Raw genomic sequence first — 14,109 nt, 5'->3', positions numbered from 1 at the left:
CCCGCCATTGACGCCTGCCGGATCGACTTACGGCAAGTCGATGACCTCGACCCAGTTCGGCTTCTTGCCGACGGGATATTCCTTGATCGCCGTCAGCGCACCGCTCTTGCCATCGATGCGATAGGCGGTCAGGGCATGCGACTGCTCACCGACCGCAAACAGATACTTGTTGCCCGGATCGATGCCGAAGCCGCGCGGCTGCTTCTGGGTCGGCACTTCGCCGATGCGGGTCAGCTTGCCGCTTGCGGCATCGACCTTGAAGCCGGTGATCGTGCTGGTGGTGCGCTCTGAACCGTAGAGGAACTTGCCGTCAGGCGTGAGGTGCAGGTCGGCCGCCCAGGGCTTAGCCCCACCCGCGGGCATCACGCTGACAGTCTGGAATTCTTTCAGCGTGCCGGCCTTGGCATTGTAGTGATAGGCGATGATGTCGCCGCTCAGCTCGGTGATCAGATAGGCGTATTTGCGGCTGGGATGGAACACGAGATGGCGCGGACCGGATTTCGCCGGCGCCACGACATTGCCAGCCTGCGTCAGCGTGCCGGTCTGGGCGTCGAATTTGAACTGCAGCACCACATCGGAGCCGAGATTGGTGGCAAAGACATAGCGGTTGTCAGGGCTGGCGATGATGGCATGCGCATTCTGCCCGGTCGTGATGATCTGCTTGGGTGCCTGCACAGTGCCGGCCGGGGCGATCGGATTCACCGCGATCTTGTGGCCGCCGTATGAGGCACTGAGCAGATATTTGCCGCTGCGGTCGGTCGACACATAGGCCATGCTGTCGGCCAGCGGGCCGTTCGCCGTGGGCTGCAGCTTGCCACTGGCCGCATCAATGGCGAAGCCGACCGTTGTGAACGGATCGGAGCGCACGCCGGCATAGAGGAATTTTTTGCCCGGGCTGACCGCCAGCGGCGTCGACGGCCCGGCCTTCGTGATGCCGGGGAATGGCGCGACCTGAACAGCGGTCAGATCGCCGTTCGCCTTGTTCAGTTTCAGGACATGAATGTCATTGCTGTCAGCATTGCCGACATAGACATAAGTGTCGGCTTTGGCCGCCGAGGCCAGCAGGCCGACGGCAACAGCCGCAGCCAGCAATCCGGTACGATAGATCATTGTCTACTCCCCTGTGGTTTCTTGGTTATGAACTACTCGGTCAGCGCTTCCTTGCGCTTGCGCAGGATGGCCGGCGACAGCATCGCCAGCAGCAGGATGGCAACCACGATCAGCAGGCCGGCCGAGATCGGGTGACGCAGGAAGACAGTGAAATCGCCATCGGACAGCAGCATGGCGCGGCGGAAATTCTCTTCCAGCTGCGGTCCCAGCACGAGGCCGAGCAGCAGCGGCGCCGGCTCGACACCGATCTTGATGAAGAAATAGCCGACCACGGCGCAGCCCAGCATCAGCCAGATATTGAACAGGCTGTTGGAGATGCCATAGGTGCCGATGCAACAGAACAGCACGATGGCCGGGAACAGCAGGCGGTAGGGAATCTTCAGCATCGAGACCCAGACACCGACCAGCGGCAGATTGATCACCAGCAGCATCAGGTTGCCGACCCACATGCTGGCAATCAGGCCCCAGACCAGCACCGGCTGTTCGGTCATCACCTGCGGTCCGGGCTGGATGCCCTGCATCATCAGCGCGCCGATCATCAGCGCCATCAGCGCATTTGAAGGAATGCCGAGAGTCAGCAGCGGGATGAAGCTGGTCTGCGCGCCGGCATTGTTGGCGGCTTCCGGGCTGGCCACGCCTTCGATGGCGCCCTTGCCGAAGCGCGAGGGATCCTTCGCCAGTTTCTTTTCCAGCGCATAGGCCGTGAACGGCGGCAGGGCCGCGCCGCCGCCGGGCAGCACGCCCAGCACCGAGCCGATCATCGTGCCACGCACCATGGCGGGAAAGGCCTGTTTCATGTCGGCCCAGGTCGGAATCAGGTCACGGTAGCGCTGGCTGACCACGCGGCGGTCGGCGCCGCTGCGTTCCAGATTGGCAATGATCTCGCCCAGACCGAACAGTCCCATGGCGACGGGCACGAAATCGATGCCGTCGGAGAGTTCGGTGACACCGAAGGTCATGCGCGACACACCGGAATTCACGTCGACGCCGATCAGGCCGAGCAGCAGACCGAGCAGCACCATGGCGAGCGATTTCGAAACCGAACCATGGGCCATCACCACGGCGGCGATCAGACCGAGCACCAGCAGCGAGAAATATTCGACGGCGGTGAATTTCAGGGCCAGCGCCGACAGCGGCAGGCTGAGCAGTGCGATCACCACGGTGGCAACCGTGCCGGCGAAGAAGGACGAAATCGCGGCAGTGGCGAGCGCCGCACCGGCGCGGCCTTGCTTGGCCATTTCGTGGCCGTCGATGCAGGTGACCACAGAGGAAGTCTCGCCCGGCACATTGACCAGGATGGCGGTGGTCGAGCCGCCGTATTGCGCGCCGTAGAAGATGCCGGCCAACATGATCATGGCGCCGGCCGGCTCCAGCCCGAAGGTGAAAGGCAACAGCAGCGCAATGGTCGGAATCGGCCCGATCCCCGGCAGTACGCCGATGGCCGTGCCGATCAGCGCGCCGATCAGGCAGAACATCAGGTTCTTGAGCTGAAAGGCCGTGCTCAGGCCGAGCATCAGGTTGTCGAGCAGCTCCATGGTCACATCACCACGAACTCAGGACCGGTGGCCAGACCGGCACCGGCAGCGCCAGCACGGTGACAAACAACAGAACCGAGGCTGCAGCCATGACGCAGCCGAAGACCAGCGCTTCCACCGGCCGCACCTCTCGGGTGGCAAAGGCGGCGATCACGATGGCGGCGACAGAAGCCAGCGCCAGGCCCGCCACTTCCACCAGCAGGGTGAAGACGGCGCCGGCGATCACGATGCCGAGCAGCGGACGCAACTGCACGCGCTCGATGCCCTGGAAACCGCGCAGCAGGCCACGGATCAGGAAAAACAGGCCGAAGCCGATCACCGCAACGGCGATGACGCGCGGCATGTAGCCAGGCCCCATATTCGCCGCCGAGCCGATGCTCAGCTTCCTGGTCGCGACAAGCGTGCCCGTCGCGACCAGCAGCAGGAACAGGCCGAACAGGAAGTCCGGCCAGTCGATCCGCTTGATCATGCGGTCAGTCGTTGGCCGGCTTGATGCCAGCTTCCTTGATGATGCCGCCCCAGGTCTTCACGCTGCTGGCCAGCCAGGTCTTGAAGTCGTCGGGCGAACCGGCCTTCACCACGCCGCCCTGTTCGGCGATCTTGGCCTGCACATCGGGCTGAGCCAGAATCTTCTTCAGTTCGGCATTCAGGCGATTGACGGTGGCCGCCGGCGTGCCGCCGGTGGTCATCAGGCCCTGCCAGGTGCCGGCGTCATGCGCGGGCCAGCCGGCTTCCTTGAAGGTCGGCAGGTCCTTGGCGGCCGGCAGGCGCTCCTCGCCGGTCACCGCGATGCCGACCAGCTGTTTGTTGGCGACGAATGGCAGGGTCGCTGTCGTGCCATTGATGATGGTGTTGCTCTCGCCGCTGATCACGGCGCGCGAGGCGGCGGCACCGCCCTTGTAGGGCACGTTCTTCCATTCAATGCCAAGTGCTTTTGCCATTTGCACAGCCGTGATGTGGTTCACCGCGCCGACGCCGGAATTGGCCACCGCCAGCTTGCCCGGATTGGCCTTGGCATAGGCGATCAGCTCTTTCGGATTGGTGGCGGGCACGGAGGGATGCACGGCCAGCACATAGGGGCCGAACATCACCATGCCGACGGTGGCGAGATCCTTCTCGATGTTGAAGTTGAGATCGGGGAACAGGCTGGGCGCGGTGGAGAGGTTACCCACATCCATCAGCAGCAGGGTGTGGCCGTCGGGCTTGGCCTTGGCGACCGTTTCGGCGCCCAGATTGCCGGCAGCGCCGGGCTTGTTCTCGATCACCACCGACTGGCCGATGGCTTCCGACAGCTTCGGCCCGATCATGCGGGCAAGAATGTCCGACGTGCCGCCCGGCGCAAACGGCACGATGATGCGCACTGGCCCCTTGAAGTCCTGGGCCTGCGCGATGGATGGCGCGGATATGAAAGCGGCGATGGCAGCAGCCGTCAGGGCTACAGCCCGGATCATGCGGGTCTTCATCTGGCGTTCCTCCAAGAACATGTTGGCCAATGGTGTTGGCTGGACGGTCTGCGCCGCCTGCTGTCGGTCATGGTAATGGACATTCGATGCCTGAATGAGTTAATTTCAGACTGGATCAATACCTTTTTTGGATCGATGTTCGAACTCAGCCAACTCAGATGCTTCGTTGCCGTGGCCGAGGAGCTGCATTTCGGCCGCGCGGCGCAGCGCCTGAACCTGACCCAGCCGCCGCTAAGCCGGCAGATCCAGCTGCTGGAACATGCGCTGGAGGTCAAACTGTTCGACCGCACCAGCCGTTCCGTAATGCTGACGCCGGCTGGCGCCACCTTCCTGCCGGAAGCCCGCCGTCTGCTCGGCCTGTCGGAAGCCGCCGCACTGTCGGTGAAGCGTACGGCGCGCGGCGAGGCCGGCACGGTCAGCATCGGCTTCACGGCGGTATCGGGCTATGACTTCCTGCCACGCATGATCGCCGATTTTCGCAAGGCCGCACCCGATATCGATCTGATCCTGCGCGAGATGGTTTCCGCCGATCAGCTTGAGGCGCTAGCGGGCGGGCGGATCGATATCGGCCTGATCCGCCCACCCTTCAGCCGCGTCGAACTCAATTCCAAATGCGTGGTGCGTGAGCCGCTGATGCTGGCCGTCCCGGTCGATCATCCGTTGGCCAAAGCCGAGCGCGTGAGCCTGGCCGATCTCGACCGCCAGCCCTTCGTCACCTACTCACCCTATGAGGGACGGTATTTCTACGATCTGCTGGCGGCGATCTTTGCCGCGGCCGGCATCGCCCCGCAATATGTGCAGTATATCAGCCAGATTCATTCCGTCCTCGGCCTGGTGCGGGCCGGGCTTGGCCTGGCGCTGGTGCCGCAGGCGGCGACCAATCTGCGCTTCCGGGGCGTGCTGCTGCGGCCGATCGATGTCGGCGCCCATATCGTGGAACTGCATCTGGCCTGGCGGCGCGGCAACACCAATCCCTCGCTGCCGGTGCTCTTGGCCCAGGTGCCCGGTCTGGGGTGAGGCCCGCAGGGTCGGTATTTCCAGGCCTGCAGCCGAGGCTAAGCCCTTGGAACCACAGGCCGCTTGACACAATCGGGCCGCCTCTTTATACGCTCCGTTCTGGCGGGCGGTTAGCTCAGCGGTAGAGCACAGCATTCACATTGCTGGGGCCACTGGTTCAATCCCAGTACCGCCCACCATTTTCTCACAACGCTTTTCCGCATCTCCTGTCACCGCTATCGGGGTCGAATGCTTCGCCGTCAGCGTAGCGAGAACGAATCCATCGCCTCGACATCGAAGGAATACGACACCAGCGTTATCCCCGCCGGAATGCCGAGCCGCGAGTAGTGCAGCGTAGGGGACGTGATGCGACAGAGATCGGGCTGGCCGCGCCGCAGCAGTTCCGACACATGGTTGTGCAGGAAATAGCCATAGGCCCGGTCGCTGAGCGTGCGCAGGTCGCGACCGAGAATGCTGCGGTCGACATTGACCGAATGAGCCGCCGCTGCGCCGCCGCAATGGACGGTTCGAATCGAATCGTCCGCCTTGATCATGATATGCACATAGGCTAGCAGCCCCCTGTCGCCGAGCAGCTCGGGCAGCGACGTGCCAGCATTGCGGATGTCGGGCACAGCATCCAGCAGGCGGCTGGCGATCGGATTGTTGCGCGCCACGCTCATCGGCAGCGGCTGCGCCGACCATCCATGCGGCGTACGCACCTCGTCCATCAGGCCCGGAAAGCCGATGCTGGTGAAGTAATCCTCCAGCGCCTCGACTTCCTGGAACAGGATCGGATCGCGCCCCGCCCGTTTCGCCGACAGCGCGGCCGGCGTGAGGCCGACGGAACCGGCGACATCCTCGATCTTCACCTGGGCCTTCTCGGCCCGCCACAGCAGGGCCTTGTCCAGACGCTCCGCCAGCCCTGCATGAAGGGTCGGTTTCAAGGGGTGGATCTTGTCGTCCATTGTCTGGGCTATGCCTCGAGGGTAGCCCGGATTATCAGCCCGCCACCGCCGTGGTCAATGCTCGGCGATCACGGCCGCACCGCCGGCGTCTCCATCGGCATGCCGGCCGCGCGGCTGTTGAGATAGAGCTCCAGCTCCACCAGTTCGTCGGCGCCATAGGGATACGGCTCGGCACGCACGCCGGTCATGCAGTTGCGCAGCCGGCGCTGCAGCGACCCCATCGCCTGCCATTCCAGACGATAGATCGGATAGCCGGTCGGATGGGCCTGCGGAATCAGACTGCCGGCCAGCCGCTTGCCCCAGTTGTCGTCATGACATTGCGCACAGGAGAAACTGAGCTGCCCCATCGGCGTGCCGAACAGCGTCTGGCCGCGCGCGCGCGCCGGCTGCAGCCGCGCATCATCGGGCGGCGCGACGGCCATGCCTTTCGACTGCTGGCCGATATAGGCGGCGAGGCCCAGTAAGGCCCGGCTTTCGGGTTCATGGGCCAGCTGCTGCTGATGGGTCTGGCGGCAGGCATTGATGCGCTGCTGCAGGTCGACGGGCTTCTGTGTGCGCTCATCGAAGGCCGGGTAGCGCGCGGCGACACCGCGCATCGTCACCGTGGCATCGCCGTGGCAGGCCGCGCAGGATTTGGCCGCAGCTCCCGGCGCTTCGCTCCACAGCGCTTCGCCTTCCGCCACCCAGAGCATGGCGGGATTGAGCGTGTCGTCCTGCTGCATCGCCTGGGTATCGCGGGTCATGAAGTCGAAGCCGGACCGGCGCTCGGCCAGCGGAATATCGGCAGCCATGGCGATGCCGCCCAGCACGACGACCAATAGCAGCAGGACAGACCGGATCATGTCGCAGCGATCATGTGACCGTGATCGCCGCGGTTTCGGTCTGCGAGAAACCGTTGTCGCCGTCCCAGGTGAAACTGAGCGCGCCGCTCTGGGTTGCGACCGTGCTGAAACTGATGAAGGGGTTGGCGGCGACCGCCTGATGCAGGTCGGCGCTGAACACCTCTTCCCCGGCATAGCGGCAGGTGAAGCGCCGCAGGATGTCGCGCGGCACCACCTTGCCATCGGCACCAGGTCGGTAGCCGGTTTCCATCACATGCGAGATCAGCGTCTTGATCTCGATGATCTCGCCTTTCTTCGCGGTCTTGGGCAGACTGATCAAGGCACGTACCATGGCGATCACTCTACACAGGCGGCAAGGGTCACGATCACCTCGACCTGATCGGACCAGAATGTGCCATCGCTGAATCCCGCCACGGCAATCACTTTCTGCGAGGTGGCGAGCCGCATGCGGGTTGTCACGGATGCCCGTCCGGCCCGCGGGCCGAAGCGGAAGACCGCCACATTGGGTTGCGGATTCTGCTCGGTGAAGATGGCGATGGCGCGCACATGGTTGTCCGGCGTCATCGGGCTGTCGGCCTTCACGGTCACCGAGACCGAATTGCCGTTCTCCACCAGCGGCGGCAGGTCCAGCTTGATGCGCCCGCGCTGCGGCGAAACATTGCCGGTGAATTCGGCAATCGCACCGGCCAGTTCGGCCGGTGTGGCAAAGGCATCGGGACGCAGCACCAGCAGGCCGGTCAGGCCCATGCCGCCGATCAAGGCCGTCCGTCGCGTCACCGCTCGCCCGTCCATGCGTTACTCCTGCAAGGTCTTCAGAAACGCCACCACATCCTCGATCTCCTGCGCCGTCAGCACCGTGGCATTCTGCCAGGCCGCACCGACGCGATTGAGACCATCGATACGATAATAAGGCGGCATGATGGTTTCCGCATTCACCCGCCGTGAATCAACGATCCGCAAACGCAACTGTCCTTCCGACCAGCGCGAACCGGCGCCAGCCAGCGAGGGCGCAAGATTGCCCTGGAAGCGCTCCTCGGCAAACGGTCCGCTGTGGCAGAGCAGGCAAAGCCCCTTCTGCCGGCTGACCACGATGCCACGCCCGCGTCCCGCATCGCCGGTGCGCCCGGCGAGCGGTTCGGGGATCGCATCGCCGGCAACCGTATAGGCGACTGGCGGTTCGGCATGAACCAAACCGCCCGTAAGCGCCACCAGCATACCCAGCGCAATCGCCAGCCGAAGCCCCACTCAGTCCGCGCCCGTCAGGCCGACTTCAGATCGTGGTTCTTCAACGGCAAATCGCGGATGCGCTTGCCGGTGGCCGCAAAGATCGCGTTCAACACCGCTGGCGCCGCCACGGCGATTGTGGGTTCGCCCACACCGCCCCAGAAGCCGCCCGACGGCACGATCACGGTCTCCACCTTCGGCATCTCGTCGATGCGCATCATCGTGTAGGTATCGAAATTCTCCTGCTCGATGCGGCCCTTCGCCACGGTGCACTCACCATAGAAAGCTGCCGTGAGGCCGTAGACGAAGGAGCCTTCCACCTGGGCCGCGATCTGCTGCGGGTTGACGGCATAACCCGGATCGGTGGCCGCGACGATGCGGTGCACCTTGATCTTGCCATCCTTGCCCACCGACACTTCGGCACAGGCCGCCACATATGAGCCGAAGCCCATGCACTGGGCCAGGCCACGGAAGATGCCGGCAGGTGCCGGCTTGGACCATTCGACCTTCTCTGCCACCGCGTTCAGCACGGCAAGGTGCTTGGGGTGATTGACCATCAGCTTGCGACGGAATTCCAGCGGATCCGTCTTGGTCTCATGGGCCAGTTCGTCGACGAAGCTTTCCAGATAGATCGTGTTCTGGTTCAGGTTCACCCCGCGCCAGAAGCCCGGCGGCACATGCGGGTTGCGCATGGCGTGATCGATCAGCAGGTTCGGGAAGGTATAGCCGATGGCCGCTTCCGGGCCGCCGGGATTGAGCCCCTGGAACACCACCGGATCGAGCCCGTTGCGGATATTCTGCGGGAAGATGCCGGCGACGATGGACTGGCCGGAGATGCGCATATGCAGGCCGGTCACTTCATTCTTGTCGTTCAGCGCCGCCGTCATCTTGCACTGGGTGATCGGGTGATAGCGGCCATGGGTCATGTCCTCTTCACGCGACCAGATCAGCTTGACCGGCGTGCCGGGCATTTCCTTGGCAATGGCCACGGCCTGCCGGACCCAGTCATGCACTGCGCCGCGCCGGCCGAAACCGCCGCCAAGGTGCAGCTTGTAGACTTCGCATTGCGCCGGCGGCAGACCGGAGGCTTCCGAAGCGGCGGCCAGGGCGGCCTCGCCATTCTGCGTCGGCGTCCACACCTCGCAACGCTGCGGCGTGTATTTCGCCGTGGCGTTCATCGGCTCCATGGTGGCGTGATTCTGGAACGGATAGGAGTAGGTGGCCGTGACCTTGCGTGCCGCACCGGCGAGCGCCGCTTCCACGTCGCCGACCTTGTTGCCGGGCGCCGCCTCCTTCGCATCCAGGCCTTCCTTCAGCGTGGCGGCGATGGTGGCGCTGGAGACATTGGCATTCGCGCCTTCATCCCAGACGATGGGCAACTCATCGAGTGCGGATTTTGCCCGCCACCAGGTATCGGCAACCACGGCAACGGCGCTGTCGCCGACCTGCACAACTTTTTTCACGCCGGGCTTTTTCATCACCGCGGCGGCATCGAAGCTTTTCACCTTGCCGCCGAAGACCGGGCAATCCTTGATCGCCGCATTGAGCAGGCCGGGCAGCTGCAGATCGACACCATAGACCTGCTTTCCGGTCAGCTTGTCGACGGTATCCAGCCGCTTGACCGGCTTGCCCACCACCTTCCAGTCCTTCGGGTCCTTGAGCGGCACATCGGTCGGCGGCGTCAACTTCGCCGCCGCATCGGCCACCTTGCCGTAGGAAGTTTTGCGGTTCGACGGCTTGTGCGTGATGACGCTCTTCTCCGCCACGCATTCCGTCACGGGCACTTTCCACTGTTCGGCCGCAGCCTGTACCAGCATCATGCGCGCCGCGGCACCACCCTTGCGGACGTAGTCATGCGACTCACGGATGCCGCGGCTGCCGCCGGTGGAGAAATTGCCCCAGGCGCGGTTGCGGGCCAGGTTCTGGCCAGGTGTGGGATATTCGGTGGTCACCTTCGACCAGTCGCATTCCAGTTCCTCGGCCACGAGCTGGGCCAGGCCGGTGAGCGTGCCCTGCCCCATCTCGGAACGGGCGATGCGGATCACCACGGTATCGTCGGGCTTGATCACCACCCAGGCATTGATCTCGGGCACGGCCTTCGGCTGCGCCAGTGCATCGAAGGGGATATGGAAGCCGATGGTCAGGCCGCCGGCAGCGGCAGCCGATCCGGCGATGAAGCCGCGGCGAGAGACTTTCTTGCGGGACAGGGATGTCATGGCAGTCATGATGGCTCTCCTCCCGCTTAGCTGCGCGTGCGCGGCGCGGCGGCGCCCATGCCGGCGGCCTGATGAATGGCGCTGCGCACGCGGTTATAGGTGCCGCAGCGGCAGATATTGGTGATCTCGTTGTCGATATCGGCGTCGGTGGGCTTCGGCGTCTTTTTCAGCAGCGCCGCCACCGCCATGATCATGCCGACCTGGCAATAGCCGCATTGCGGCACATCCTGGTCAAGCCAGGCCTTCTGCACCGGATGGCCGCCATTCGGCGACAGGCCTTCGATGGTGACGATCTTCTGCTTTTCATTGAAGGCGGAAGCCGGCATGGCACAGGAGCGCACCGCCTCGCCATCCACATGCACCGTGCAGGCGCCGCATTGCGCGACGCCGCAGCCGTATTTGGTGCCGGTCAGCTTGAGCTGTTCGCGGATCACCCAGAGCAGCGGCGTATCCTCCTCGGCTCGGAACTCGCGCACTTTGCCATTCACATTGAGCTTGGGCATTGCCGTCCTCCTGGTCCGCCGCGGGGCGCGGCGCTGCTGCTATTCGGGCTTTAGGGCGTCGTCAGTATACAACCGGGACCGGTTGCAGCGCCGAGGCACATGTTTGTGATAGGCGGCGAAACATGGGCCGGCCCGTGTGCACTGCACCCAAACCCTGCGGCGCGCCATCCCGTTTGGATTGCAGTTGACAGGTCTGGGGCAATTTAGATAAATCGATTTAGTAAATCGATACACCAAATCATAAAAAGACCACCAACCGGGAAGGAAACCAACTATGTCGATCACGCGTCGTCACTTTGTCGGCGCTGGCGCCGGCCTCGCCGCCGCCAGCCTGTTCCCCGCGCCTGCCATCCTGGCCCAGGGCGCGCCGATCACCTTCCGCGTTTCGTCCAGCATGCCGATCGACCCCAATGCGGCGCATCATGCCTGGTTCGACATCTTCCAGAAGAATCTGAAGGCCAAGGTCGGCGACAAGATCCGGCTGGATTTCTTCCCCAACGGCCAGCTCGGTAAGGAAGCCGATGTGGTGCAGCAGGTCATCATTGGCTCGGTCGATATGATGATCACCGGCTCGTCGATCTGGGCCACCGCCGTGCCCGAACTCGGCGCGCTGGATCTTGGTTTCCTGTTCGACAACTACGCCCATGGCGCCAAGGCGCTGGATGCCGGCGTGGGCAAGACCTTCGAGGCCATGCTGGATGAGCGCAAGGGCGTCAACGTGCTGGGCTGGGGCTTCCATTTCGGCGCCCGCAGCGTCTACACCCGCACCAAGGCGGAGAACCTGGCCGGCCTGAAGAGCGTCAAGCTGCGCGTGCTGCCGGCGCCGGCCTTCATCGAGACGTTCAAGCTGATGGGTGCCGTGCCGGTGCCGATCCCGGTGAACGAGCTGTATACCGCGCTGCAGACCGGCGTGGTCGATGGCTTCGAGCATGATCCGGCCACCGTGCTGTCGAACCGCTTCTACGAAGTGGCCAAATTCTGCCTGCGCACCGACCATCTGTTCAGTCCGATGATCTGCGCCATCGGTAAGCGCGGCCTGGCCAAGGTGCCGAATGACATGAAGGCCGCCTTCATGACAGCCGCCCGCGACGCCACCGTGGCCGAGCGCGCCATCGCCGATGCCAAGGCAACCGAAGCGATGAAGGAGCTGGAGAAACTGGGTGTCACCTTTACGCCCTTCCCGGCCGCTGACCGCGCCGCGATCTCCAAACCGATCTCGGATACACTGTATGCGCAGTTCATGACCCAGTATCCGGCGACCAAGCCGGTGTTCGACGCCATCGCCAAGGCGCGCGGCTAAACATCCTGGACCTAGGCTCCGGTCACGCCCTGCAAGGCGGACCGGAGCCGACAAGGAAAGTATTGTCATGAACAGCAGTGCGCCGCTTCCCGATGCTCCCCTCCTGTATGCCCGCTACGGCCGCATGGGCGGCGTGCTGCGCCACGGCCTGAGCGTGATTGAACACGCCGCCGGCCTGGCCCTGGCGGTCGACGTGCTGGTGGTCTTCGCCTCGGTGATCTATCGCTATTTCCTGCATGACCCCGTCGACTGGGCCGAGGAAGTAGCCCGTGCCCTGATGGTGCTGCTGGTCTTCTTCGGCGCCGCCACGGCGCTCGGTCGCAGCCACCATGCCGGCATCGACGTTTTCCGCGCCGCCTTCCCGCTGCACTGGCAGGCGGCCCTGGTGCAGTTCGGCCGCTGGGTTGTCGTCGGCGTGGCGCTCGCCCTGCTGGCCACGACCTATTCCCTGATCGAGGAAAGCGCTGGCCAGACCACGCCGCTGGGCCTGCCGCATGGCATCTATATCTATCCGGTGCTGGTCGGCAGCCTGTGCATGGTGGTCTTCGCGCTGGCCAATGCCTTCGAGGCGTCGCGTGCCCTGGCCTTCGGCACCCTGGCCGTTGCGATCATCTTGGGCGCCGGTCTCTGGCTCTGGCACACGCTGGCCTGGGCCTCGGCACCTTCGCCGCTGGTTCTGCTGCTGGTCGGCTTCATCGGCAGCGTGGTGATCGGTGTGCCGATTGCCTTTGCCCTGGCCTTCGCATCCCTGGCGTATTTCCTCGCCGATCCCTCCCTGCCGATGGTGATCTATTCGCAGCAGGTGTCGGCCGGCGCCGATCATTTCGTGCTGCTGGCGATTCCCTTCTTCGTGCTGGCCGGACTGGCGATGGAAGCGAACGGCATGTCCTCGCGCCTGATCGAGCTGCTGTTGCGCATGATGGGTCGCATGCGCGGCGGCATCAACCTGATCACCATCGTCGCCACCGCGGTTTTCTCCGGCATCTCCGGCTCCAAGCTGGCCGATATCGCCGCCGTCGGCGGCATCATCATGCCGGCGGTGCGGCGCAGCCGGCAGGATCCCAATGAAACCGCGGGCCTGCTCGCATGCACGGCCGTGATGGCGGAAACCATTCCGCCCTGCGTCAACATGATCATCTTCGCCTTCGTCGCCAATGTGTCAGTCGGCGGCCTGTTCGTGGCCGGCCTGGTGCCGGCGGCCTTCCTCGCCCTGTTGCTGGCAGCCGTCGCCATCTGGTTTGGCAGCAAGGTCGATCCGCAGTATCTGAAAGCCAGCGACCGCTCGATGGCGCAACTGATCGTTGGCTCCCTGGTGGCCCTCATCATGATCCTGATGATCGGCCGCGGCGTCATGGCCGGTCTGGCGACCTCGACCGAGATTTCCGCCTTCGCTGTGGTCTATGCCCTGGTCGTCGGCGGCCTGGCCTTCCGCGAGCTGACCACGCGCATAACCATAAAGCTGTTCGTGCAGTCAGCAGCCATGGCCGGCGGCATCCTGTTCATTGTCGCCGCCGCTTCGGGCTTTGCCTATGCGCTGACCATCGAACAGATTCCCACCCTGATCTCGCAGACCATGATCGAGTTCGGTCACAAATACGGCAGCGTCATGTTCGTTCTGCTCGCCACCGTGGTGATGATCTTCTTCGGCGCTGTGCTGGAAGGCGCGCCGGCGCTGATCATCTTCGGCCCGCTGCTCACCCCCATCGCCGCCCAGCTTGGCGTCAGTCCCCTGCATTTCGGCACCGTGATGGTCATCGCCATGGGCTTTGGGCTCTTCGCCCCTCCCGTCGGCCTGGGGCTGTTCGCCACCTGCGCGATGACCGGCACCCGGGTTGAGGATGTGGCGCGTCCGATGGCAAAATACCTTGCCATCCTGGCCTTGGGGCTAATTATACTGGTGCTGTTTCCAACCTTCTCGCTCTGGCTTCCTGCAAAATTCGGCATGAACTGATCCC

At 64.1% G+C, this 14,109-nt stretch carries 14 protein-coding genes and 1 tRNA gene; 4 read left to right on the top strand and 11 right to left on the bottom strand.

Annotation, left to right across the window (positions count from 1 at the left end; all coding sequences use genetic code 11):
* Positions 1-27: 27 nt before the first annotated feature.
* Genes AC1ROT_RS18085 through AC1ROT_RS18070 form a run of 4 tightly spaced genes read right to left on the bottom strand, consistent with a single transcriptional unit; the run spans position 28 to position 4,108 of the window.
* Positions 28-1,110, bottom strand: coding sequence for a lactonase family protein (locus AC1ROT_RS18085; RefSeq protein WP_493000675.1), 1,083 nt, complete (start codon positions 1,108-1,110; stop codon positions 28-30).
* 32 nt (positions 1,111-1,142) lie between these two features.
* A complete protein-coding gene (locus tag AC1ROT_RS18080) occupies positions 1,143-2,645 on the bottom strand; it encodes a tripartite tricarboxylate transporter permease (RefSeq protein ID WP_493000673.1) in 1,503 nt (500 codons plus the stop codon).
* Between the two features lie 7 nt (positions 2,646-2,652).
* A complete protein-coding gene (locus AC1ROT_RS18075; protein WP_493000671.1) occupies positions 2,653-3,114 on the bottom strand; it encodes a tripartite tricarboxylate transporter TctB family protein in 462 nt (153 codons plus the stop codon).
* 4 nt (positions 3,115-3,118) lie between these two features.
* Positions 3,119-4,108: a Bug family tripartite tricarboxylate transporter substrate binding protein gene (locus AC1ROT_RS18070; protein WP_493000669.1), complete on the bottom strand. Its 990-nt coding sequence runs from the start codon at positions 4,106-4,108 to the stop codon at positions 3,119-3,121.
* A 135-nt stretch (positions 4,109-4,243) separates the two neighbouring features.
* Here AC1ROT_RS18070 and AC1ROT_RS18065 point away from each other — a divergent pair, with 135 nt between their 5' ends.
* Both AC1ROT_RS18065 and AC1ROT_RS18060 read left to right on the top strand, forming a co-directional pair.
* Positions 4,244-5,125, top strand: coding sequence for a LysR family transcriptional regulator (locus AC1ROT_RS18065; protein ID WP_493000667.1), 882 nt, complete (start codon positions 4,244-4,246; stop codon positions 5,123-5,125).
* 104 nt (positions 5,126-5,229) lie between these two features.
* Positions 5,230-5,304, top strand: a tRNA-Val gene (locus AC1ROT_RS18060).
* Between the two features lie 60 nt (positions 5,305-5,364).
* Here the strand turns inward: AC1ROT_RS18060 and AC1ROT_RS18055 are convergent.
* The 7 genes from AC1ROT_RS18055 to AC1ROT_RS18025 form a co-directional block, all read right to left on the bottom strand.
* Complete coding sequence (locus AC1ROT_RS18055; RefSeq protein ID WP_492971162.1) at positions 5,365-6,048, bottom strand: hypothetical protein; 684 nt, start codon at positions 6,046-6,048, stop codon at positions 5,365-5,367.
* A gap of 89 nt (positions 6,049-6,137) precedes the next feature.
* The gene (soxA, locus tag AC1ROT_RS18050; RefSeq protein WP_493000665.1) at positions 6,138-6,911 is read right to left on the bottom strand and encodes a sulfur oxidation c-type cytochrome SoxA; all 774 of its coding nucleotides are present in this window, start codon (positions 6,909-6,911) and stop codon (positions 6,138-6,140) included.
* Between the two features lie 10 nt (positions 6,912-6,921).
* Positions 6,922-7,242 (bottom strand): thiosulfate oxidation carrier complex protein SoxZ, encoded by a 321-nt coding sequence (gene soxZ, locus AC1ROT_RS18045; protein ID WP_493000663.1) that lies wholly within the window; start codon positions 7,240-7,242, stop codon positions 6,922-6,924.
* Between the two features lie 5 nt (positions 7,243-7,247).
* Positions 7,248-7,703, bottom strand: coding sequence for a SoxY-related AACIE arm protein (locus AC1ROT_RS18040; RefSeq protein ID WP_492971165.1), 456 nt, complete (start codon positions 7,701-7,703; stop codon positions 7,248-7,250).
* Between the two features lie 3 nt (positions 7,704-7,706).
* Positions 7,707-8,156 (bottom strand): sulfur oxidation c-type cytochrome SoxX, encoded by a 450-nt coding sequence (gene soxX, locus AC1ROT_RS18035; RefSeq protein WP_493000661.1) that lies wholly within the window; start codon positions 8,154-8,156, stop codon positions 7,707-7,709.
* A 14-nt stretch (positions 8,157-8,170) separates the two neighbouring features.
* Positions 8,171-10,360 (bottom strand): xanthine dehydrogenase family protein molybdopterin-binding subunit, encoded by a 2,190-nt coding sequence (locus AC1ROT_RS18030; protein ID WP_493000659.1) that lies wholly within the window; start codon positions 10,358-10,360, stop codon positions 8,171-8,173.
* A 17-nt stretch (positions 10,361-10,377) separates the two neighbouring features.
* Positions 10,378-10,854: a (2Fe-2S)-binding protein gene (locus AC1ROT_RS18025; RefSeq protein ID WP_493000657.1), complete on the bottom strand. Its 477-nt coding sequence runs from the start codon at positions 10,852-10,854 to the stop codon at positions 10,378-10,380.
* A gap of 274 nt (positions 10,855-11,128) precedes the next feature.
* Here AC1ROT_RS18025 and AC1ROT_RS18020 point away from each other — a divergent pair, with 274 nt between their 5' ends.
* Positions 11,129-12,154, top strand: coding sequence for a TRAP transporter substrate-binding protein (locus tag AC1ROT_RS18020; protein WP_493000655.1), 1,026 nt, complete (start codon positions 11,129-11,131; stop codon positions 12,152-12,154).
* Positions 12,155-12,221: 67 nt separating this feature from the next.
* Positions 12,222-14,105 carry a TRAP transporter large permease gene (locus tag AC1ROT_RS18015; RefSeq protein ID WP_493000653.1) on the top strand — a complete coding sequence of 628 codons (1,884 nt, stop codon included), beginning with the start codon at positions 12,222-12,224 and terminating at the stop codon, positions 14,103-14,105.
* Positions 14,106-14,109 lie beyond the last annotated feature (4 nt).

The organism is Ferrovibrio sp. GW821-FHT12E11 (assembly GCF_058806975.1).
Note: the sequence above shows the minus strand (reverse complement) of the source record. Positions and strands in the feature narration are given on the sequence as shown.

Excerpts from the sequence above, each read along its gene's own strand:
- AC1ROT_RS18085 (WP_493000675.1), bottom strand. The coding sequence starts at position 1,110 with ATGATCTATCGTACCGGATTGCTGGCTGCGGCTGTTGCCGTCGGCCTG.
- AC1ROT_RS18080 (WP_493000673.1), bottom strand. The coding sequence starts at position 2,645 with ATGGAGCTGCTCGACAACCTGATGCTCGGCCTGAGCACGGCCTTTCAG.
- AC1ROT_RS18075 (WP_493000671.1), bottom strand. The coding sequence starts at position 3,114 with ATGATCAAGCGGATCGACTGGCCGGACTTCCTGTTCGGCCTGTTCCTG.
- AC1ROT_RS18070 (WP_493000669.1), bottom strand. The coding sequence starts at position 4,108 with ATGAAGACCCGCATGATCCGGGCTGTAGCCCTGACGGCTGCTGCCATC.
- AC1ROT_RS18065 (WP_493000667.1), top strand. The coding sequence starts at position 4,244 with ATGTTCGAACTCAGCCAACTCAGATGCTTCGTTGCCGTGGCCGAGGAG.
- soxA (WP_493000665.1), bottom strand. The coding sequence starts at position 6,911 with ATGATCCGGTCTGTCCTGCTGCTATTGGTCGTCGTGCTGGGCGGCATC.
- soxZ (WP_493000663.1), bottom strand. The coding sequence starts at position 7,242 with ATGGTACGTGCCTTGATCAGTCTGCCCAAGACCGCGAAGAAAGGCGAG.
- AC1ROT_RS18040 (WP_492971165.1), bottom strand. The coding sequence starts at position 7,703 with ATGGACGGGCGAGCGGTGACGCGACGGACGGCCTTGATCGGCGGCATG.
- AC1ROT_RS18030 (WP_493000659.1), bottom strand. The coding sequence starts at position 10,360 with ATGACTGCCATGACATCCCTGTCCCGCAAGAAAGTCTCTCGCCGCGGC.
- AC1ROT_RS18025 (WP_493000657.1), bottom strand. The coding sequence starts at position 10,854 with ATGCCCAAGCTCAATGTGAATGGCAAAGTGCGCGAGTTCCGAGCCGAG.
- AC1ROT_RS18020 (WP_493000655.1), top strand. The coding sequence starts at position 11,129 with ATGTCGATCACGCGTCGTCACTTTGTCGGCGCTGGCGCCGGCCTCGCC.
- AC1ROT_RS18015 (WP_493000653.1), top strand. The coding sequence starts at position 12,222 with ATGAACAGCAGTGCGCCGCTTCCCGATGCTCCCCTCCTGTATGCCCGC.